Raw genomic sequence first — 20,277 nt, 5'->3', positions numbered from 1 at the left:
AGGCCGACAGGAACCGCGCGCGGTTTTCACGGATCATCTAGGCTTGTCTGCGGCCTGGCCCGGGCGTTCGTGTCCGGCCTCGTTCCCGTTCGCGCTGAACCGGCCGAAGCGCAGTACCCAGTCCGCGCTGAGCCTGTCTAAGCGCGGCACTCCGTTCGCGCTGAGCCTGTCGAAGCGCGCTCTCCACACTTTCTTGCCTGCGTGACCAGGCGCCGGGCTTATGTTGCTTTCGCTGGTTGGGACTGCTGCCGTGATGGGCCTGATGGGCGGCCCGCATTGCCTGGCCATGTGCGCCGCGCCTTGCGCGCTGGTGACTGCGGCGCCGGCCGGCGCTGCATCCGCGAGCGTGGTCCAGGTCCATGGCCGGCGCAGCCGCCTGTGGCAGCGCAGCGCTCTTTTTCATGCGGGACGCATCGCGGGCTATGCGAGCCTGGGCGCGCTGGCCGCGGTCGCTGTCCAAGGCCTGGCCTGGCTCAACATGCGTACCACGGCGATGGGGCCGGTCTGGACTTTCATGCACCTGGCGATCATGGTCTGGGGCATTCTGATGATGGTCCAGGCGCGCCAGCCGGCCTGGATAGAGGAAGCGGGCCGCGCGCTGTGGCGGCGCGTGCAGCCCGTGGTGACGGCGCCCGGCGGCAGCCTGGCGACCGGCTATGTCTGGGCCTTGATGCCTTGCGGCCTGCTGTATTCGGCGCTGCTGGTCGCGGGCCTGAGCGGCGGGGCGCTGGCCGGGGCATTGTCCATGGCCGCGTTCGCCGTCGGCAGCGGGCTGTGGCTGGTGGCCGCGCCCTGGCTCTGGGGGCAGCTGCGCGGCCGGCTCAATGGCTGGCGCGCCGATTGGGGCAGCCGCGCCGCCGGGCTGATGCTGTTTGGCGTCGCGGCCTGGGCGCTGTGGATGGACCTGGTCTACAAACCTTCGCTGTGGTGCAGATAGCGTTGCCAGGGGCCTGAGCGGGCCTTATCCAATTTCAGTGGAGTGGGTTTTGTCCCATGTTAAAAGCGCCTGCCGAGTGGCAAGCTGTTATCGCTACCAAGGCCTGCAAAAAAGCCCAGCGGGCCTGGAGAACGCATGCATGGCCTCAAGAAGTGGCGATAATGGCCGAAACAATTGGACAGTTGTGCAACCTTTTGTACTGTATCGCTTTCACCAGTGAATTCCTCTGTCCTGATCAATCCGAATGCCTTGCGTGTAGGCATGTACATCCAGCTGGAAGTCGGCTGGATGCGCCATCCCTTTCCCGTCAACAGCTTTCGCATTGTTTCCGATAGCCAGCTCCAGACCGTCAAGGCGCTGGGGCTCGAGGTTATCCGCTATTTTCCCGCGCGCAGCGAGATCGCTTCCTTCGATACAGAGACGGCGGACAATGACGACGCGGCGTCGGCCCGGGAGGAGCGGTTGACACTGGGGCGCGAAGGCGCCGAGCCGCAGGAGGCGGCGCTTGCGCAGTCGCCGCCCGCCGAGCCGGAGCTGCCCCTGCATGGGCTGCCGCCGCTGTGGCAGCGCTGCGATGAGCGCTTTCGCGCCGCGGCGCGCGAATACATGCAGGTGTTCAACTGCGCGGCCGCGCAGCCCGAGCAGGCCCTCGCCAAGAGTCACGGCATGGTCCAGGGCTATCTCCAGGACGTATTGCCCACCGGTGATCTGGTGATACGCCTGCTGTCCGAAAGCTCGGGCCACCGCCAGTCCGAACACCCGGTCAACGTGACGGTGCTGTGCCTCTTGCTGGGCCGCGCGCTGGGCATGAACGCGGCGGATCTTTACGAACTGGGCCTTGCGGCGCTGCTGCATGACATAGGCAAGGATTCCAAGCCGGGCGCGGCGCCGCCGCCGCGCGCGCAGTATGAGAATCATGTCGGCGATTCGGTGGCGCTGGCGATGGGCATGGGCGTGTCGAGCGACGTGCTCACGGCCATGGCCCAGCACCATGAGTTTATCGACGGCAGCGGCTTTCCGCTGCATCTGATAGGCGAAGACCTGAGCGCTGCGGGCAAGGTGCTGTGCCTGGTCAATTCCTACGACCGCCTTTGCAACCCCGAACACGCGCAGGAAGGGCAGACGCCCCATGAAGCCCTGTCCGTGCTCTATGCCCAGCAACGCGAACGCTTCGACCCGACCATTCTGAAAGCTTTCATCCGCATGATGGGCGTGTACCCGCCGGGCTCGGTGGTGCAGCTCGCGGACGGACGCTTCGCAATGGTCGTTTCGGTCAACAGCTCGCGTCCGCTCAAGCCGCAGGTGCTGGTCTATGACGCGCAGGTGCCGCTGGCGCAGGCGCTGCCGCTGGACCTCGAGATGTTCGATGAAATCGGCATACGGCGCAGCCTGCGACCGGACCAGCTGCCGCGCGAGGCACTGAGCTATCTTTCGCCCAGGCAACGCATCTGCTACTTTTTCGAACGCGCCGTGGAGCCTTGCAGCCCGAAGGCAGCGACACCATGAGCCAGTCGTTCGAAGCCCTCTGGCATCAGACGCTCGATGCGCTGTTGGAGGCGGTCTGGCTGATCGACGAAGAAACGCTCAGCATACGTTTCGCCAATCGTGCGGCCGAGAAGCTCACGGCCTATGACCGCGAGACCATGCAGGGCATGCCCGTGCAGGCGCTTGCGGCCACGCCCCAGGATCTGTGTCTTTGGGAAGACGCCAACCAATGGCGTACCGGTTCGCAGACGCTGACCCAGGTGTTGTGCCGCGATGGCGTGCTGCGTCCGGTCGAGCAGCGCGTCGAGCGCATCGCTTTCCCCTCGGGCGGCGCGGCGGGGTGGCTGATGCTCAGCATGCTCGACCGCAGCGAGCAGGCACGCAACGAGAACGAACTCGAAGCGCTGCTGTCCGATCTGCGCGCGACGCTCGATTCGACGGCCGACGGCATGCTGGTCTGCAGCCAGGACGGCGGCATACGCGCGTTCAATCACCGGCTGGCGACCATCTGGGGGTTGCCCCGCGACATGCTGGTGGAGCGCAACGACGCGAGCATTCTCGACTACATGGCCGGCAAGGTGATTGACCGCGAAGGCTATGCGTTGCGTCTGCAGGAGCTGCACCGCCAGCCCCTGCTCGAAAGCACCGATGTGCTGGCGCTCGATGGCGGGCAGATCATCGAGCGGCGCTCCGTGCCCCAGCTCAAGCGGGGCGCGCCGATAGGACGTATCCATACCTTTCGCGACATCACGCGCGAAGTGGAAGTGCAGGCCGGGCTGGAGCTCGCGGCACGGGTGTTCGACTGCAGCCTGGACGCAATTTTCATTGCCGACGCTGAGCACCGCCTGGTGCGCGCCAACCCCGCCTGCCGGCGGCTGATGGGCGAGCGCAATTGCGCGGGGCGCAACGTGCGCGATCTTTTCGGCAGCAGCACGCCCCCCAACTGGTATGCGGCGGCGCAACAGGAGTGGAGCACCGGGGGCTTCTGGCAGGGCAACCTCTGGCTGGAGCAGGGCGCGGGCCAGCGCTGCCCCGTGCGCCTGTCATGGGTGGCATTGCGCGACGCGCACAACGTGGTGTTTCAGACCATAGGCTTCATGCGCGACCTGACGCAGCAGCAGCAGGCCCAGCAACGCATCGAGGAGCTGGCCTTCAGCGACGCGCTCACCGGCCTGCCCAACCGTCTGAGCCTGGCAGCGCATGTGGGCGAGGCCATAGAGCGCGCCGCGGATACCCACGAAGTGTTCGCCATCCTGTTCATCGATCTGGACCATTTCAAGATCATCAATGATTCGCTGGGCCATCAGTTCGGCGACCGCGTGCTCAAGCTGGTCGCCGAGCGCCTGCAGGCCTGCCTGCGCTCGGCCGACATGCTCAGCCGCCTGGGCGGTGACGAGTTCGTGCTCTATCTGCAAGGCTGCGACGAGGCCTTGGCGGCCAGCGTCTCGCAGCGCATCCTGGGTGAAATGCTGCATCCTTTCCTGCTTGATGGACTGGGGTTCTCGGTGCAGTGCAGCATCGGCGTGGCCCAGTACCCCAGCCACGGCCACACGCTGGACGAGTTGATCATGCAGGCGGATACCGCGATGTACCGCGTCAAGGAGCGCGGCCGCGGCCATTACAGCTTCTACCAGCCGCAGATGAACTCGGGCCTGCTGTCGCGCATGAAGCTCGAACACGCGATGCGCCAGGCGCTCGAGCACAACCGCATGGCCGTCTATTTCCAGCCGCAGGTGCATATCGGCAGCAACCGCATCATGGGCGCCGAGGCGCTGCTGCGCTGGACCGACCCCGAATTCGGCGTGGTGTCGCCCGCGGTGTTCATTCCCATGGCCGAAGAGTCGGGCTACATCGTGACGCTAGGCGCCTGGGTGCTCGAGCAGTCGATCCGCGAAGCCGTGCACTGGAGCGATCAGGGCCTGCCGCTCAAGGTGTCGGTCAATGTCTCGGCGCTGGAGTTCCGCCAGACCGATTTCGTCGAGCGGCTGCAGCAGTTGCTGCTGCGCCATGGCTTGCCGTCGCACCTGCTCGAACTCGAGCTCACGGAAAGCATCCTGCTGCAGGATGCGCAGGAAATGGCGGCGCGTGTGCGCGCCATCGCCGACCTGGGCGTGGGCCTGGTGATCGACGATTTCGGCACGGGTTACTCGAGCCTGGGCTATCTGAAGAAGCTGCCTATCGCCAAGATCAAGATCGATCAGTCGTTTGTGCGCGGCCTGCCGCACGATCAAGGCGATCGCGCCATCGTCAGCGCCATCATCAGTCTGGGCAAGGCGCTGGGCACGGAAGTGGTTGCCGAAGGCGTGGAGACCAGCGAGCAGCGCGACTGCCTGCGCGATCTGCATTGCCATTTCTTCCAGGGCTTTCTGTGCTCTCCCGGACTTCCGGCCGAAGCCTTCGGCGCGCGCATGCGCGAGCAGGGCGTGCTGGGCGAAGATGACTGGCATGCGGGCGCGGTCCCGGGCCAGGGGCTGGGCCTGCAAAGCGGAAGTTCGGGACGCCAGTAAGAGCGGCCAGACGGAATTTGCTGCGTCGTTGTGCCAGGCGCAGGCAATGCACCTTGCCGGCCGCGCCTTGCCGGCCGCGCCTGACCTCGACCGCAAGCCTTGCGGGGGTTGGCCCCTCCAGAAGCGGTGCACGGTGCGCCTTGCGCCGTCGCCTGCCGCATGGTGCAGCGGGCGCAGGTTGGGGCCCGGGCGAATACGCTTTTGCAGCCCGTTCGCAGTGGCGCTGCGGCCTGCTGGCCGGATTTTCTTGCTGAATTGGTTTCAGAATGAAAATGCGCGCAAGTTAATGATGTATATCGATACACTTTCTTGTGATGATATTAATTTCGCGTGTACATAAAACGTTGAATTAATAAATACTATCGCCTGTTGTTTTTGATTGTCAGGCTTGTTTCGTGTAGGCCTAAGCCGACTGGCATAAAACTTCCTATCCCACAAGTCAGCTCGAGAAGGCGATATACATTAAATACACATTTCGCTTTCTGGTGAATGTGTTTGAAAATCAGCAGGCAGCAATTGCGGCCTGCTTAGATAAAAAAAGGATTTTTTATGAACGAAGATCGAATTGCAGGAAATTGGAAACAATTCAAGGGCAAGATCCGCGAGCAGTGGGGCAAGCTCACTGATGATGATCTTGACGTCATCGCCGGCAAGCGAGATCAGTTCATCGGCAAGATCCAGGAGCGACAAGGCATTCTGAAGGATGAAGCCGAAACGCAACTGAAGGAATGGGAAAAGCGCAATCCCGACTTCCGTTTCGATAAATAACGGTTCTCGCCGTCCACGAGCTTGTCCAATGCAGTCGCGCATGGTTTTCAAGAGTTGATTCCATTGCCCATGACTGCGCGTTAAAAATACAGGGAGATAATCATGAACTTCAAACAAAAACTGACCGCCGTTTGCGCCGTTGCCTGCATGTCGTCGGTGTTCGCCATGACGCCCGCTGAGCACAAGGCGGCCAAGGATCAGATCAGCGCTGATTACAAGGCAGCGAAGGCACAATGCAAATCCCTGATGGGAAATGCCAAGGATGTCTGCGAGAAAGAAGCCAAGGGCCGTGAAAAGGTCGCCGAAGCCGAACTCGACTACCGCGGCGATGCCAGCGAGCGCCATCGCCACAACCTGGCCAAGGCCAAGGCGGATGCCGCCTATGACGTCGCCAAGGAAAAATGCGATGACCTGAAGGGCAACCCCAAGGATGTCTGCGTCAAGGATGCCAAGGCTGAGCATGTGAAGGCGCTGGAAGCCGCCAAGGTTGCGGATGCGCGCGCCGAGACCAACGTAGCCCCCGCCAAGAAGGCTGCCGACGTGTCGGAAGCGCGCAAGGATGCGAACCAGAACGTGCGTGAAGCTGAATACAAGGCAGCGCGTGAGCGTTGCGATGCTCTGAGCGGCGATGTCAAGGACAAGTGCGTGGCCGACGCCAAGCGCGTCCACGGCCAATAACAGGCTCCAGCAGCTCTGAGGGCCCGTATTGCGGGCCCCGGGCTGATGCACGCAAGCCGCAGTTCTCTCACGGGAACTGCGGTTTTTTTGCGCCTGAAATCAATCGCTGGCTTTCAAGAAGTCCGCGAGCCGCATGCTCGAGCGCCTGGCGTCGCGCAGGAAAGGCGGCACGGAGAGTGCGAGCAGCAGTGCCGCCAGCGGAACGACACAGAAGAAGCCGATGTGCTTGAACCCGAGTGCGCCGGCGAGGCTGCCGAGCACGAACATGCCTATGAGCCCGGCGCAGGTGCGCATGCGCGTCCAGTCGTGCCTTACCGCTTGGGCGTCGGCCAGCGCTGTGCCGGCGTGGCGTCGCCAGAAAAGCATCTTGCCCAGTTCCATGCCCAGATCGGTGAAGTTGCCCGTCATATGGGTGGTGCGCGTGCTTCCGCCCGACGTCTTGGAGCCCACGGCATTTTGCAGGCCCATCATGAAGGACAGCAGCAGCACGGTGAGCGGAACGGCAAACGGCGTGTTCCAGGCAAGCGTCGCCGCGCCCATGATGCCGAAAGGCAGCAGCATCAGCGCCTCGAGCATCAAGGGCAGGGCATAGACGCTGTAGTGTTGGCGCTGGCGTCCCCAGTTGACCAGCACCGCGCACACGGCGGCGCCTGTCATGAAAGACAAGATGGCGCCCAGCGCATTGAGCAGCAGCTTGCCGTTTTCCAGCACCAGGCCGTCTGCCAATTGCGAGGCAAAACCCGTCATGTGCGAGGTGTACATGTGCAGCACCAGAAATCCGCCTGCATTGACCGCCCCCGCATTGAACGCCAGCAGCCACCCCAGGGCCAGATTGGTGGAACGTGCACGGTGGCGATTGGTGAGATGGCGAAGTCTGCGCATAGGAAGCTCCACGGACCTGTTTTTGCGAAATGCGCCCTGCGCTTGCAGCTGACCGCTTGGCGGGCCTCGACCAGCGGGCCAGCCCGCTGCCGCAACGGGGGCGAAAATGAAAAAGCCCGCATCAGCGGGCAAATTCAATTCAAAACAGCTGTGCAAGTCACTGGCGGCGGCGATGAACGCTCGCAACTTGCACAAGAAATAAGGTGTCTGCGAAACACCGGACCGGCATCCTGAACCGGGGTTCAGGGGGGCAAGGGCAGCTTGACGTTGGGTTCATCTAACGCGAGACGATCACGCTCATCAAGCGATGTACCAAGCCCGGGCTCAATGAGCATTGGTTCAAGGAAATATAAAGCCCGGCAGATTCGCAGACGCTTTCATTGTAGTGCGGATGCGCGGAGCTTGGCGCGGCCGGGCCGATTTTTTACAGTAATTGTGCGTCGGCCTCGAGCGCCTGGTCGAGGCGTTCGAGCAGCGCCACGATGCGCTGCGCGTCGGCCTGCTGCTGGATCATGGCCTGGGCCCAGGCGTCGGCGGCCGCCGGATCTTCTTCGACCTCAGCGGGCGGCTCGACAGGCTCGGGCGCGGGGGCGCGCTCGGCGGTCACGATGTCGAACGCCATGTTGAGCGCTGCCAGCACCGCCACACGCTCGCGCGAGCGCACCTTGCCCGCATCGCGGATGCGGGCCATGGTGTCGTTGACGCGGGACACGGCTTCGAGCAAGCGCTCCTCGTGGCCTTCGGGGCAGGTCAGCAGATAGCTTTGGTGCAGGATCTGGACATCAAGTTGCTTCATATGCCGGCTCCCTCGTTGCTGGGCAGGCGTTCGATCAGCGCATCGACGCGCGCACGCGCGGCGCTCAGGCGCGAGCGCAGCGAATCGCGCTCCTGGGTCAGTGCAGCGACCTGCTCGGCCAGCAGGGCATTGGTGCGCTGAAGCTCCTCGTGGCGCAACAGAAGTCGCTCCACGCGGTCGGAAATAAGGTCGAGGGGTGACTGGGCAGACATAGACTCGCTGATTGTAGAACTTGTAGCCCGGGATATGCGTAAGAAACAGTAGCGAAGGCGCTGGATGGCGCCGCAAATTCTCCGTCGTCCTACAAAACGGCAGGGCCGGCCCATGGAAAGCGGGCGCGGATACAATCACCGCCGTTGGTGCTCGTGCGCTTGGCTCCCGGGCGCGCAGTTCAACGGGAAGCAGGGAGGAGTCGCCGCGATGCGGATATTCCGTGCCTGCGCTGCCCCCGCAACGGTCAGCGGATGAGTGTTTTTGCGATGCTCGGCTCTTCTTTACTTGCCACTGGCGCTGCGCTGGGAAGGCTTGCAAGAGTGTGCTCCGCCCAGCCCGGATACCGGCCAACGAGGTGTGGTCCGCCGTCGCCCGCGACACGGATTGCTTTGACCCATAGCTGACGGGAAGGTCGGCGCCGGGTGCCTTCACGTTGATACTCATGTTTTACCCTTCTTCTGGCGCTGCCGCGCCCTTGTGCGTGCGCCCCTGCGTTCTGGCCCTGGCCTTGTCGGCTGTTTTCCCCGGCGTGCAGGCCCAGCCGCTGGCCGAAACCCAGAGCACGACGACCGTGGTCACGGCCGCGCGCGCACCCCAGTCCGCGCAGCAGCTGCTGGCCGACATGTCGGTCATTGACCGGTCGACCATAGAGGCCAGCGGCGCGACCGGTCTGGCCGATGTGCTCGCGCGCCTGCCGGGCATCCAGATGGTGCGCAACGGCGGCCTGGGCAATACCACCAGCGTCATGCTGCGCGGCGCCGATACCGCCTATACGGCGGTCTATATCGACGGAATCCGCTTTTCCTCGCAAAGCGGCAGCGGCGGCCCGACCTGGGAAAGCATTCCGCTGGCCATGATCGATCGCATCGAAGTGCTGCGCGGCCCGGCCGCGGCCATCTACGGTTCCGACGCGATCGGCGGCGTGGTGCAGATCTTCACGCGCCGTGCCGAGCAGGGGTTCACGCCGTCGGTGTCGGTGGGCCTGGGCTCGAACGGCACGCGGCGCGCCCAGGCCGGTGTCAGCGGCGTGGGCGGCGAAGACAAGGCCTGGGACTATGCGCTGGACATCGCCGGCGAACGCAGCGACGGCTTCGATGTGCGCCCCAGCCGCAACGCCGACCGCGATGGCTACAAGAGCCTGTCGGGCGCGGCGCGGCTGGGCTGGCGCATCAATGACCAGCACCAACTGCGCGCTTCGCTGCTGGCCAGCGACATCGACGCGGGCTACGACAACAGCACCCGGCCGGGCGTCGATGACCGCAGCCTGCACCGCATGCATGCCGCGGGCATGGAGTGGAGCGCGCAGTGGAGCGAGCGCTGGAGCAGCGTGCTCGCGCTCAATGCGTCCGAGGATCGCTACGAGACCACGCCCACGGCCTATCTGAGCACCACGCAGCTGCGCGGCCTGTCCTGGCAGAACCAGTGGCGCCTGGGCGCGCAGACCTTCTCGGCGACGCTGGAGCGCCGCGAAGACGCGCTGCAGAATGCGCCCGTGGACCGCGAGCGCGCGCAGAACGCGCTGGCGCTGGGCTACCAGTGGCATGCGGGCAAGCAGCATCTGCAGGCGCAGCTGCGCCACGACAGCGACAGCGAGTTCGGTGGCAAGCAAACCGGCAGCCTGGCCTACGGCTACGACCTCACGCCGCAATGGCGCGCGACGGCCGCAGCGGCCACGGCGTTTCGCGCGCCCACGCTTTACCAGCGCTTCAGCAATTACGGCACGGCCAGCCTGACGCCCGAAAACGGCCGCAACCTCGAGCTGGGTCTGCGCTACCGCGCGCAGCAAAATGAATTCTCGGCCACGGCCTATCGCAACCGCGTGAGCGACCAGGTGTCGTATCAGGCCGGCGCGCGCGGCTGCGCGAGCGCGCAGGGCTGCTACGTGAGCGTCGCCCAGGCCGAATACCAGGGCCTGACGCTGGCCGCCGCGACCCAGGCGCTGGGCGTGCGCTGGCATGGCGCGCTCGACTTCAATTCGGCCAAGGACGGCGCCACCGGCCTGTACCTCACGCGCCGCGCCAGACAGTTCGGCACGCTGGGCGCAAGCCGCCGGATCGCGGGCTGGCAATGGGGTGCCGATGTGCAGTGGAGCGCGCGCCGCTTCGACGACGCGGCCAACACCAAGGTGCTGGGCGGCTATGCGCTGTGGAATCTCTCGGCGAGCAAGACGCTCGCGCGCGACTGGAAGCTGCTCGCGCGCCTGGACAATGCGTTCGACAAACACTATGAGACCGCCGCCACCTACGCCACCGAAGGCCGGCGCTTCTTCGTGAGCCTGCAATGGACTCCCACACCTTGAATTCCGTGCGCTGCCCCGCGCTGCTGATCACCGCGCCCGCGTCGGGCCAGGGCAAGACCACGCTCACCGCCGCGCTGGCGCGCCTGCACACGCGCCAGGGCCGGCGCGTGCAGGTCTTCAAATGCGGCCCGGACTATCTCGATCCGCACTGGCACCAGCTCGCCAGCGGCGCGCCGGTCCATTCTCTGGACCTGTGGATGACGGGCGAGGCCGATGCGCGCGCGCGCCTGCACGCGGCCGCGTGCAGCGCCGACCTGATCCTGATCGAAGGCGTGATGGGCCTGTTCGACGGCAGCCCCAGCGCGGCCGATCTCGCGCGGCTGCTGGACATTCCCGTGCTCGCGGTGATAGACGCTTCGGGCATGTCGGCCACGCTGGGCGCGCTGGCCCATGGGCTGCAGCATTTCGAGCCGGGGCTGCGCTGGGCCGGCGTGCTCGCCAACCGCGTGGCGAGTGTGCGCCATGCGCAGCTGCTGCAGGCCGGCGTGCGCGCGGACAGCCTGTGGCAGGGCGCGGTGCAGCGCATCAGCGCCGATGCCAAGGCCCAGCCCGCGCCGGGCGCCGCTGCGTCGGGCGCCGCTGCGCTGCTGCCCCAGCGCCATCTGGGCCTGGTCGCGGCGCACGAACTCACTGACGGCATGCAGCGGCTGGACGCCGCGGCCGATGCGCTGGCCGCCACGCCGCTGGGCCAGCGCAGCTGGCAGGACTGGCAGCAATGGGCGGTGGAGTTTGCGCCGCCCGCGCTGCCCGCCGCCGATCAGCCCGAAGCCCTGGGCCCGTGGCTCGCGGGCCGTGTGATTGCGGTGGCGCACGATGCGGCGTTCAGCTTTGTCTACCCCGCGAATCTTGAATGCCTGCGCGCGCTGGGCGCCGAGCTGCGCATGTTCTCGCCGCTGGCCGGTGAGCGCCTGCCCGCATGCGACGCGCTGTGGCTGCCCGGCGGCTACCCCGAGCTGCATGCCGCGCGCCTGGTCGCGAACAGCGCCCTGCAGGCCGACATCCTGGCCCATTGGCGCGCGGGCAAGGCGATCTGGGCCGAGTGCGGCGGCATGCTCGCGCTCAGCGAAGGCATCACCACCGCCGACGGCAGCTGGGCGCCGCTGTGGGGGCTGATGCCGGGCAGGGCGCAGATGCAAAAGCGCCTGGCCGGCCTGGGAATGCAGCAACTGACCACGCCCTGGGGCACGCTGCGCGGCCACACTTTCCACTACGCGCGGCTGGACAGCGCGGCGACGCCGCTGGGCCGCAGCCACCGGCCCGATGAAGCGCCGGGAGCGGACAATGGCGAGTGGCTGTACCGCCATGGCAGCCTGCACGCGAGTTTTTTCCATGCCTGGTTCGCCTCGCACCCGCGCGCCATCGCTGCGCTGCTGGGCGCGCGGGCCGACCGGCAAGACGGGGAGTTGGACGCATGACGACAGCGCGCAGCGAATTGATCCTGGGCGGGCAGAAAAGCGGCAAGTCGCGCCGCGCCGAAAACCTGGCCCAGGAATGGATTGCGCAGTCGCCCGCGCACAGTGCCTGGCTGCTGGCCACGGGCCAGGCCTATGACGCTGAAATGGCGGCGCGCATCGCGCGCCACCAGCACGACCGCGCCGCGCGCGTTCCGGGCCTGGCCACCATCGAAGTGCCGCTGGACCTGGCGTCGGCGCTGCGCGAACGCAGCCGGCCCGACTGCCTGCTGGTCATCGACTGCCTCACCATGTGGCTCACCAACTGGATGATGCCCATGAATGCCCATTTGCCTGGGGCGCAGACCTGGGCCGAGCAGGCCGATGCGTTCGTTGATGCGCTCGCGCACGCTCCCGGGCCCGTGGTGATCGTGGGCAACGAGATCGGCCTGGGCGTGATTCCTTTGGGCCGCGAAGTGCGCGCGTTTGTCGACGCGCTGGGCGTGCTCAACCAGCGCGTGGCCGCGGCCTGCAGCCACGCGACGCTCATGTGCGCCGGACTGCCGCTGGTGCTCAAGGGCGAAAAATGACAGCTCAAACTAGCTTACATGCAGCGAAGAAGATCGCGGCATCGTTCCAATCTGCAATATTGGCTGCCATGCTGCTGAGCGCCTCGCTGCCCGGCATGGAAGCGAATGCGCAGGTGTCGTCTGCGCCCGCCGCAGCGGCGATCACGCTCACCGACGCGCGCGGCAGGGCGGTGCAGCTGGCCGCGCCGCCGCAGCGCATCGTGAGCCTGCTGCCCTCGCTGGCCGAATCGGTCTGCGCGCTGGGCGCGTGCACGCGCATCGTGGGCGTGGACCGCTACACCACCTGGCCGCCCGCGCTGGCCCATCTGCCGCGCCTGGGCGGCAATCTGGAGCCCAACATCGAGGCCGTGCTGGCGCTGCGCCCGGACGTGGTGCTGATTTCGGTCGCTTCGCGCGCCATTGGGCGTCTGGAGGCGCTGGGCCTCAAGGTGATCGCGCTGGAGCCGCGCACCCATGCCGAAGTGCATGGCGTTCTGCGCACGCTCGCGACGATGCTTGCGCTGCCCCAGGGCGCCGAGCCGGTCTGGGCGCGCATGGAGCAGGGCCTGGCCGAAGCCGCGCGCGCCATGCCCGCGCAGGCGCGCGGCCAGCGCGTGTACTTCGAAGCCAGCCGCGGGCCGTTTGCCGCGGGCGAGAATTCCTTCATCGGCGAGACGCTGGCGCGGCTGGGGCTGGTCAACATCGTGCCCGCGGCCTTGGGGCCGTTTCCGCGCCTCAATCCCGAATACGTGGTGCGCGCCGACCCCGATCTGCTGATGGGCGGGGTGCGCAGTCTGGGCGAAAGCCGCGAGCCCTATCCCGGCTGGTCGGCGCTGCGCGCGATGCAGTCGGGTCGCATCTGCCGTTTCGCCGGCGCCGAAGCCGACCTCGTGATACGCCCCGGCCCGCGCATCGCCGAGGCAGCGATGGCGATGGCGCGCTGCGTGCAGAAGGTCTACCCATGAGCGCCAACCCGCTGCGCCCGGCCTGGCTCGCGCTGGCGCTGCTGCTGGCCAGCCTGTTGCTGCTGCTGCTGGGCGCTGGCGTGGGCAGCACCGGCTGGGAAAGCGTCTGGCGCCTGGCGGCGCCCGACGCCGACCCGCTGGCCTGGCAGATCGTGCGCGATATCCGCCTGCCGCGCACCGTGGGCGCCTGGCTCGCGGGCGCCTTGCTGGGCCTTGCGGGCGCGGTCGCCCAGGGCGTGTTCCGCAATCCTCTTGCCGACCCCTATCTTCTGGGCAGCGCTTCGGGCGCCTCGTTGGGCGTGGCGCTGGCCATGGCCGCGCTGGGCGTCTCGCCGTTCGCGCTGCAAGGCCTGCTGCGCCTGGGCATCACCGGCGCGGCGTTCGCCGGCGCCGTGGGCGCGGTGCTGCTGACGCTGCTGCTTGCCAAGGGCGCGCACAACACCATGCGCCTGCTGCTCGCGGGCGTGGTCGTGGGCGTGGTGCTGGGCGCGGCCTCGTCGATGGTGCTGATGTTGTCACCCGAAATCATGCAGGCCATGCAGTCCTTCATGCTGGGCAGCACTTCGTTTGTCGGCTGGGGCGCGTGCGCTCTCATGGCCGCAGTGCTGGCGCTGGTGGTACTGCTCGCCTGGTCGCTGAGCCGTGTGCTCGACGGCCTGGCGCTGGGCGAATCAACGGCGCTGAGCCTGGGGCTGCCGCTGGCGCCGCTGCGCTTGCTGCTGATCGTGGTGATGGCGTTGGCCACGGGCACGGCCGTCGCGCAGACCGGGCTGATTGCTTTCGTCGGCCTGGCCGCGCCGCATCTGGTGCGCTCGCTGGTGCGCGCCATGCACGGCTGGCTGCTGCTGCTGAGCGCGGGCATGGGCGCGGTGCTGCTGCTGGGCGCCGATCTGCTGGCGCGCTGGCTGATCGCGCCGCAGGAGCTGCCCGTGGGCGTGCTCACGGCCGTGCTCGGCGGCACCTATCTGCTGTGGCTGATGCACAGACGCAATGTGCAGGAGATCGCATGACGCAAGCCTGGGCGCTCGAAACCGAAAGCCTCTGCGTGTCGCTGGGCGGCCAGCAGGTGCTGCATGAGCTGGCGCTGCTCCTGCCCGCGGGGCGCTGGACCAGCATCGTCGGGCCCAACGGCGCGGGCAAATCGACGCTGTTGCGCGCGCTCGCGGGCATGGGCCATGAGAAGGGCAGGGTGCTGCTGCAGGGCCGAGAACTGCACGCTTGGAACGGCCGTGCGCGCGCGCGCACCATGGCCTGGCTGGGGCAGAACCAGGCCGCGGCGGGCGACATGTCGGTCTATGACGTCGCGATGCTGGGCCGGCTGCCGCACCAGCCCTGGCTGGGCGCGCCGTCGGCACTCGACCATGCGGCCGTGGAGCAGGCGCTGCGCCGCACGCAGAGCTGGGACTGGCGCGCGCGCAGCCTGGGCCAGCTTTCGGGCGGGGAGCGCCAGCGCGTGCTGCTGGCGCGCGCGCTCGCCGTGCAGGCCCAGGTGCTGCTGATGGACGAGCCCCTGGCCAACCTCGACCCGCCGCACCAGACCGACTGGCTGCAATGCGTGCAGGAACTCGTCGCCCAGGGCACGACGGTGGTCAGCGTGCTGCATGAAGTCTCCATGGCGCTGCAGGCCCAGGAACTGGTGGTGATCGCGCAAGGCCGCGTGCTGCACCAGGGCGGCTGCGCCGACGCCGCGACCCATCGTGCGCTCGAACAGGTGTTCGACGACCGCATACAGGTGCGCGCCATCGACGGCCAATGGGTGGCGCTGCCGCGCCTGCCCGCGCCGAGCTGATTGAATTTTTCTCCCGGGGCCGCGTCCCCGGCCATCCCACTTCGTTGAAAGTATCTTCCATGGAAATCGAACAAGCCCCGACCGAAAAGCCCTATACCAAGCCCGAAGGCGAACGCCGCGGCCTGGTGCTGGTCAATACCGGCAATGGCAAGGGCAAGAGCACGGCGGCGTTCGGCCTGGCGCTGCGCGCCCACGGCCGCGGCAAGTCCGTCAAGATCTTCCAGTTCATGAAAGTGCCCACGGCGCGCTTTGGCGAGCACCGCATGTTCGAGCAGCTGGGCATGCCCATCGAAGGTCTGGGCGACGGCTTCAGCTGGAAAAGCCAGGACCAGGAGCATTCGGCCCAGCTCGCGCGCGAAGGCTGGGAGCGGGCACGCACGGCCATTCTCTCGGGCGCGCATTTCATGGTGGTGCTTGACGAGATCACCTACCCGCTGATCTATGGCTGGCTGCCGCTCGAGCCCGTGCTGCAGACGCTGCGCGAGCGGCCGCGCGAAGTGCATGTGGTGCTCACCGGCCGGCGCTGCCCGCCCGAGATCATCGAGATTGCCGACACCGTGACCGAAATGACGCTGGTCAAGCATGCGTTCCAGGCGGGTGTTCCCGCGCAACGCGGCATTGAAGACTGATGGCGCCGAGCGGACAATGGTCTGACCGATTGGCTTGAAGAAACGGCCCCACCATGACCCCCATTCCAGGCCCGGCCAACGCCGCAGATCTGCCCGGCGCCACGCTGGCCGCCGTGCCTTTTGATGCACCCGACCGCGCCGCGGTCTATCGCGCCATCCACGAACGCCGCGACATGCGCCATTTCAGCGGCGGCACGGTGGCCGAGGACGTGCTGCTGCGCCTGCTGCGCGCCGCCCACCATGCGCCCAGCGTCGGTTTCATGCAGCCCTGGCGCTTCATCCGCGTGCGCGAGCGCGTTATGCGCGAGCGCATCCATGCGCTGGTCGAAGCCGAGCGCCAGTGCACGGCCCAGGCGCTGGGCGAACGCGAAAGCGACTTCATGCGGCTCAAGGTCCAGGGCGTGCTCGATGCGGCCGAGGTGCTGGTGCTGGCCATGCCGCCGGGCCGCGAGCAGCATGTGTTCGGCCGGCGCACGCTGCCCGAGATGGACGTCGCCTCGGCGGCCTGCGCGATCCAGAACCTGTGGCTCGCGGCGCGCGCCGAAGGCCTGGGAATGGGCTGGGTGTCGCTGTTCGATCCGGTCGCGCTGGCCGCGCTGCTGAATATGCCCGAAGGCAGCCGGCCGCTGGCCGTGCTGTGCCTGGGCCCGGTGCCCGCGTTCTATGCCGAGCCCATGCTGCAGCAGGAAAAATGGGCGCAGCGCGCGGTGCTGGCCGACATGCTGTTCGATGAGACCTGGGGCCGGCCGGCTCCGGCCGATCCGTGCTGATGGATGCGGGGCCGTGGTGGCTCATGGTCACGGCGGCCGCGCTGCTGGCGCTGGCCGTAGACCGTGTCCTGGGCGAGCCGCCCGCGCGACTGCACCCGGTGGTGGCCATGGGCCATTTCCTCGCCTGGAGCGGGCGTTGGGTAGCCGCCGACAAGGCCATCGCGCCTGGCGACTGGCACCAGGGCCGCGGCGCCTTTGCGCGCGGAGCGCTGGCTTGGACGCTGGGTGCGCTGCTGGTGAGCGCGCTGTATGCGGCGCTGCAGTCGCTGCTGCTGGCGCTGTCGCCGTGGCTGGCGCTTGCGCTGCTCGCGCTGCTGCTCAAGCCGCTGTTTGCCTGGCGCATGCTGCAGACCGAGGTGCAGGCCGTCGAGACGGCGCTGCAGCAGTCGCTCGCGGCCGGGCGCGAGCGGCTGTCGTGGCTGGTGAGCCGCGATGTGACGCAATTGAGCGCGGAGCAAGTGCGTGAAAGCGCGCTCGAGACACTGGCCGAAAACCTCAATGATTCGGTGATTGCGCCGCTGTTCTGGTTTGCCTTGCTGGGCCTGCCCGGCGCGGCGCTGTACCGCTTTGCCAATACCGCCGATGCGATGTGGGGCTACCCGGGCTGGCGCAACGGGCGCCACTGGCAATGGGGCGGAAAATGGGCCGCGCGCGCCGACGATCTGCTGTCGTGGATTCCGGCGCGCATCACCGCGGCGCTGATTGCACTGGCCGCGGGCGGGCTGTCGCCCGTGCGGCTGTGGCGCGAAAGCCGGCGCACGCCTTCGCCCAACGGCGGCTGGCCCATGGCCGCGCTGGCGCTGGCGCTCGATGTACGCCTGGGCAAGCCCGGCTCCTATGTGCTGCATGCCGCGGGCCCCGCGCCCGAAGCGCGACATACGGCCCAGGCCTTGCGGCTCACGCGCCGCGCAGTGCATCTGCTGGGCGGGCTGGCCGCGCTGGCCGCGATCCATGGGTATGCAAATGCTTGAAAACTGCCATGGCGGCACCGATGCGCAGGGCGTGCCCGCGCACGATTTTTCGACAAATCGCAATGCCTGCGGGCCCTGTCCGCAGGCATTGGATGCCTTGCAATCCGCGCATTCCCAGCAGTACCCCGATCCCGCCTATGGCGCGCTGCGCCAGCGGCTGGGCGATTTCCATGGCGTGACCGCGCAACGTGTCGTGCTCGCGGGCAGTGCCAGCGAGTTCATTTTCCGCATCAGCGCCCATGCGGCGCGGCTGGGACTGCAGCGCGCGGTGCTGCCCGCGCACAGCTATGGCGACTATGCGCAGGCGGCGCGCGTCTGGGGGCTGGCGTGCGAACGCGACAGCGGCGCAATGCAAGCGCGCGCGCTGCACTGGGCCTGCGAACCTTCGAGCCCGCTGGGCCAGGCCGATCCCGCGCTGGCGCGCTGGCAGGCGGATAACGGCGCAGGCGCCGATCTGCGCGTGCTCGACTGCGCCTACCAGCCGCTGCGCCTGGACGGGCAGCCAAGCGCCGCAGCCGCCGGTGTCTGGCAGGTCTGGACGCCCAACAAGGTGCTGGGCATGACGGGGGTGCGCGCCGCCTATGCGCTCGCGCCCGAAGGCGCCGAAGCGCACATCGCCGCACTGCAGGCGCTCGCGCCATCGTGGGTCGTGGGCGCGCATGGCGTGGCCCTGCTCGAAGCCTGGACCACGCCCGCCGTGCAGCAGTGGATAGCGCGCAGCCGCATCCAGCTGGCGCAGTGGAAGGCCGCGCAGATCGATCTGTGCGCGGCGCTGGGCTGGCATGTGGAGCCTGGCAGCCTGGCGAATTATTTTGTCGCGCGCTGGCCGCGCGCCGAGCATGCGGGCATGGCCGCGCGCCTGGCCTGGCTGCGCAGCGAACACGGCATCAAACTGCGCGACGCGGCGAGCTTCGGCCTGCCCGCAGCGGTACGGCTGGGGGTGCTGCCTCCGGCGTCGCAGCAGGCGCTGGCCCAGGCCTGGCGCGCTGCGCAATCCATCAGGAACACACCATGAACTCCTCGACAAGCACTTCGCTTCCCCTGCCCACGCCGGGCCAACGTCCCGCGCTGTGCGTGATGGTGCTGGGCACCAGCAGCGGCGCGGGCAAGAGCTGGGTCACCACGGCGCTGTGCCGCTGGTACCGCAACCAGGGCTTCAAGGTCGCGCCGTTCAAGGCGCAGAACATGAGCAATCATGCGCGCGTGGTGCCGGCCGCAGGCGACGCCTGGGGCGAGATGGGCACGGCGCAGTACCTGCAGGCGCTGGCCGCGGGCTGCGCGCCCGACGTGCGCATGAACCCGCTGCTGCTCAAGCCCGAAGCCGACATGCGCAGCCAGGTGGTGATGCTGGGCCAGGTCGACAGCGCGCTCACGCAACTGCCCTGGCGCGAGCGCAGCGCCCATGTATGGCCGCGCATCGCCCAGGCGCTGGACGCGCTGCGCAGCGAGAACGACGTGGTGATCATCGAAGGCGCGGGCTCGCCCGCCGAAATCAATCTGCACAGCAGCGATGTGGTCAACATGCGCGTCGCGCGCCACGCCCAGGCGCATTGCCTGCTGGTCAGCGATATCGACCGCGGCGGGGCGTTCGCGCATCTCTACGGCACCTGGGCGCTGCTGCCCGCAGAGGAGCAGGCGCTGATACGCGGCTTCGTGCTCAACAAGTTCCGCGGCGACGCGCGCCTGCTCGCTCCCGGCCCGCAGATGCTGCAGGAGCTGACCGGCGTGCCCGTCGTGGCGACCATTCCCAGGCTCGCACGCCATGGCTTGCCCGAGGAAGATGGGGTGTATGACGCGGGCGCCGACGACCTCGACGCCGGCGCCGTGGTGCACACCACGGTGGCCGTGGTCGCCTATCCGCGTGCGAGCAATCTCGACGAGTTCCAGCCCTTGATCAACGTGCCCGGCGTGCGCCTGGTTTGGGCGCGCAGCCCGGCCCAGCTGCAGGGCGCCGACTGGGTGATTCTTCCGGGCTCCAAGGCCACGGCCAGCGACCTGCGCTGGCTGCGCCGCCAGGGGCTGGACGCGGCGCTCACGGCCCATGTCGCGCAGGGCGGGCGGCTCTGGGGCATCTGCGGCGGCCTGCAGATGCTGGGCGAAGCCTTGATCGATCTGCACGGCGTCGACGGCAATGAGGCCGGTCTGGGGCTGCTGCCGCTGGTCACGGTGTTCGACCTCGACAAGCGGCTGCTGCGCGCTGCAGTGCGCATGCCGGCGCTCGATGCGCCCTGGCAGGCGCTGTCGGGCGTGGAAATGCAGGTCTATGAAATCCACCATGGCCGCACGAGCGTGCGCGACGACATGGTGGCCGCTGGCCAGGGCGTGCATGAACTCGTGCCGGGCCTGGTCTGGCAAGGCGCCGAAGGCCGCATTCTGGGCAGCTACTGGCATGGCATGTTTGAAAACGCCGCTGTCGTGCAAGCCCTGCTTGGCGCGAGCGCTCCTACGCTGGACAGCGTGTTCGAGCGGCTGGCTGCCGGGGTGGATGAATGGTTTGCGCCGCAGCCGGCGCGAGAGTGATCCTGCAGGCTGTAGGTCAGGGCCTGCGTTCGCAGGCGGGATGGGCTGATAAGGCTTCAAAATGTACGGCCCCAAGCTGAGGCACGCGTCCAAGAGGTTGCCATTCCG

Annotated in this window: 19 protein-coding genes and 1 riboswitch; of the genes, 16 read left to right on the top strand and 3 right to left on the bottom strand. The window is 67.5% G+C overall.

All coding sequences use genetic code 11. The features are described from left to right. The first annotated feature begins 220 nt into the window (after positions 1–220). The 5 genes from RR928_RS02620 (at position 221) to RR928_RS02600 (ending at position 6,375) form a co-directional block, all read left to right on the top strand. On the top strand, positions 221–937 hold the full coding sequence (locus RR928_RS02620) for a sulfite exporter TauE/SafE family protein (RefSeq protein ID WP_332534372.1): 717 nt from the start codon (positions 221–223) through the stop codon (positions 935–937). A 216-nt stretch (positions 938–1,153) separates the two neighbouring features. Beyond that, positions 1,154–2,443, top strand: a complete 1,290-nt coding sequence (locus RR928_RS02615) for an HD-GYP domain-containing protein (protein ID WP_332534370.1) — start codon at positions 1,154–1,156, stop codon at positions 2,441–2,443. Then, positions 2,440–4,929 (top strand): sensor domain-containing protein, encoded by a 2,490-nt coding sequence (locus tag RR928_RS02610; protein WP_332534368.1) that lies wholly within the window; start codon positions 2,440–2,442, stop codon positions 4,927–4,929. Before RR928_RS02615 ends, RR928_RS02610 begins: the two co-directional genes overlap by 4 nt. Positions 4,930–5,478: 549 nt before the next feature. After that, a complete protein-coding gene (locus RR928_RS02605; protein WP_332534366.1) occupies positions 5,479–5,697 on the top strand; it encodes a CsbD family protein in 219 nt (72 codons plus the stop codon). A gap of 102 nt (positions 5,698–5,799) precedes the next feature. Beyond that, positions 5,800–6,375 carry a hypothetical protein gene (locus tag RR928_RS02600; protein WP_332534365.1) on the top strand — a complete coding sequence of 192 codons (576 nt, stop codon included), beginning with the start codon at positions 5,800–5,802 and terminating at the stop codon, positions 6,373–6,375. Positions 6,376–6,474: 99 nt separating this feature from the next. Here RR928_RS02600 and RR928_RS02595 read toward each other — a convergent pair whose 3' ends face one another. From RR928_RS02595 to RR928_RS02585, 3 genes are all read right to left on the bottom strand, one after another. Beyond that, on the bottom strand, positions 6,475–7,257 hold the full coding sequence (locus RR928_RS02595) for a YoaK family protein (protein ID WP_332534458.1): 783 nt from the start codon (positions 7,255–7,257) through the stop codon (positions 6,475–6,477). Positions 7,258–7,681: 424 nt separating this feature from the next. Beyond that, complete coding sequence (locus RR928_RS02590) at positions 7,682–8,053, bottom strand: cell division protein ZapA (protein ID WP_332534363.1); 372 nt, start codon at positions 8,051–8,053, stop codon at positions 7,682–7,684. Further along, positions 8,050–8,265: a DUF904 domain-containing protein gene (locus RR928_RS02585; RefSeq protein ID WP_213301761.1), complete on the bottom strand. Its 216-nt coding sequence runs from the start codon at positions 8,263–8,265 to the stop codon at positions 8,050–8,052. Before RR928_RS02585 ends, RR928_RS02590 begins: the two co-directional genes overlap by 4 nt. A 128-nt stretch (positions 8,266–8,393) precedes the next feature. Then, a riboswitch (cobalamin riboswitch) is annotated at positions 8,394–8,631 on the top strand. Between the two features lie 77 nt (positions 8,632–8,708). Here RR928_RS02585 and RR928_RS02580 point away from each other — a divergent pair. The 11 genes from RR928_RS02580 to RR928_RS02530 all read left to right on the top strand — a co-directional run bounded on the left by RR928_RS02580 (position 8,709) and on the right by RR928_RS02530 (position 20,169). Next, entirely contained in the window at positions 8,709–10,565 is a 1,857-nt protein-coding gene (locus tag RR928_RS02580; protein ID WP_332548845.1) for a TonB-dependent receptor domain-containing protein, read from the top strand. After that, a complete protein-coding gene (locus RR928_RS02575; RefSeq protein ID WP_332681419.1) occupies positions 10,547–11,980 on the top strand; it encodes a cobyrinate a,c-diamide synthase in 1,434 nt (477 codons plus the stop codon). The genes RR928_RS02580 and RR928_RS02575 overlap by 19 nt, the downstream gene beginning before the upstream one ends. Beyond that, positions 11,977–12,546, top strand: coding sequence for a bifunctional adenosylcobinamide kinase/adenosylcobinamide-phosphate guanylyltransferase (locus tag RR928_RS02570; RefSeq protein ID WP_332534357.1), 570 nt, complete (start codon positions 11,977–11,979; stop codon positions 12,544–12,546). Before RR928_RS02575 ends, RR928_RS02570 begins: the two co-directional genes overlap by 4 nt. 68 nt (positions 12,547–12,614) lie before the next feature. After that, positions 12,615–13,490, top strand: coding sequence for an ABC transporter substrate-binding protein (locus RR928_RS02565; protein WP_332548847.1), 876 nt, complete (start codon positions 12,615–12,617; stop codon positions 13,488–13,490). Beyond that, complete coding sequence (locus tag RR928_RS02560; protein ID WP_332534354.1) at positions 13,487–14,500, top strand: FecCD family ABC transporter permease; 1,014 nt, start codon at positions 13,487–13,489, stop codon at positions 14,498–14,500. The genes RR928_RS02565 and RR928_RS02560 overlap by 4 nt, the downstream gene beginning before the upstream one ends. Beyond that, positions 14,497–15,279 carry an ABC transporter ATP-binding protein gene (locus tag RR928_RS02555; protein WP_332534353.1) on the top strand — a complete coding sequence of 261 codons (783 nt, stop codon included), beginning with the start codon at positions 14,497–14,499 and terminating at the stop codon, positions 15,277–15,279. Before RR928_RS02560 ends, RR928_RS02555 begins: the two co-directional genes overlap by 4 nt. A gap of 59 nt (positions 15,280–15,338) precedes the next feature. Further along, a complete protein-coding gene (gene cobO / locus RR928_RS02550; protein ID WP_332534351.1) occupies positions 15,339–15,908 on the top strand; it encodes a cob(I)yrinic acid a,c-diamide adenosyltransferase in 570 nt (189 codons plus the stop codon). Between the two features lie 53 nt (positions 15,909–15,961). Then, positions 15,962–16,678 (top strand): 5,6-dimethylbenzimidazole synthase, encoded by a 717-nt coding sequence (gene bluB, locus RR928_RS02545; protein WP_332681416.1) that lies wholly within the window; start codon positions 15,962–15,964, stop codon positions 16,676–16,678. Continuing rightward, the gene (cbiB, locus tag RR928_RS02540; protein WP_332681414.1) at positions 16,678–17,649 is read left to right on the top strand and encodes an adenosylcobinamide-phosphate synthase CbiB; all 972 of its coding nucleotides are present in this window, start codon (positions 16,678–16,680) and stop codon (positions 17,647–17,649) included. Before bluB ends, cbiB begins: the two co-directional genes overlap by 1 nt. Further along, a complete protein-coding gene (locus RR928_RS02535) occupies positions 17,636–18,664 on the top strand; it encodes an aminotransferase class I/II-fold pyridoxal phosphate-dependent enzyme (RefSeq protein WP_442881900.1) in 1,029 nt (342 codons plus the stop codon). The genes cbiB and RR928_RS02535 overlap by 14 nt, the downstream gene beginning before the upstream one ends. Next, entirely contained in the window at positions 18,661–20,169 is a 1,509-nt protein-coding gene (locus RR928_RS02530) for a cobyric acid synthase (RefSeq protein WP_332681412.1), read from the top strand. Before RR928_RS02535 ends, RR928_RS02530 begins: the two co-directional genes overlap by 4 nt. Positions 20,170–20,277 lie beyond the last annotated feature (108 nt).

The organism is Comamonas sp., assembly GCF_036666375.1.
Taxonomy (GTDB): domain Bacteria; phylum Pseudomonadota; class Gammaproteobacteria; order Burkholderiales; family Burkholderiaceae_C; genus Comamonas.
Note: the sequence above shows the minus strand (reverse complement) of the source record. Positions and strands in the feature narration are given on the sequence as shown.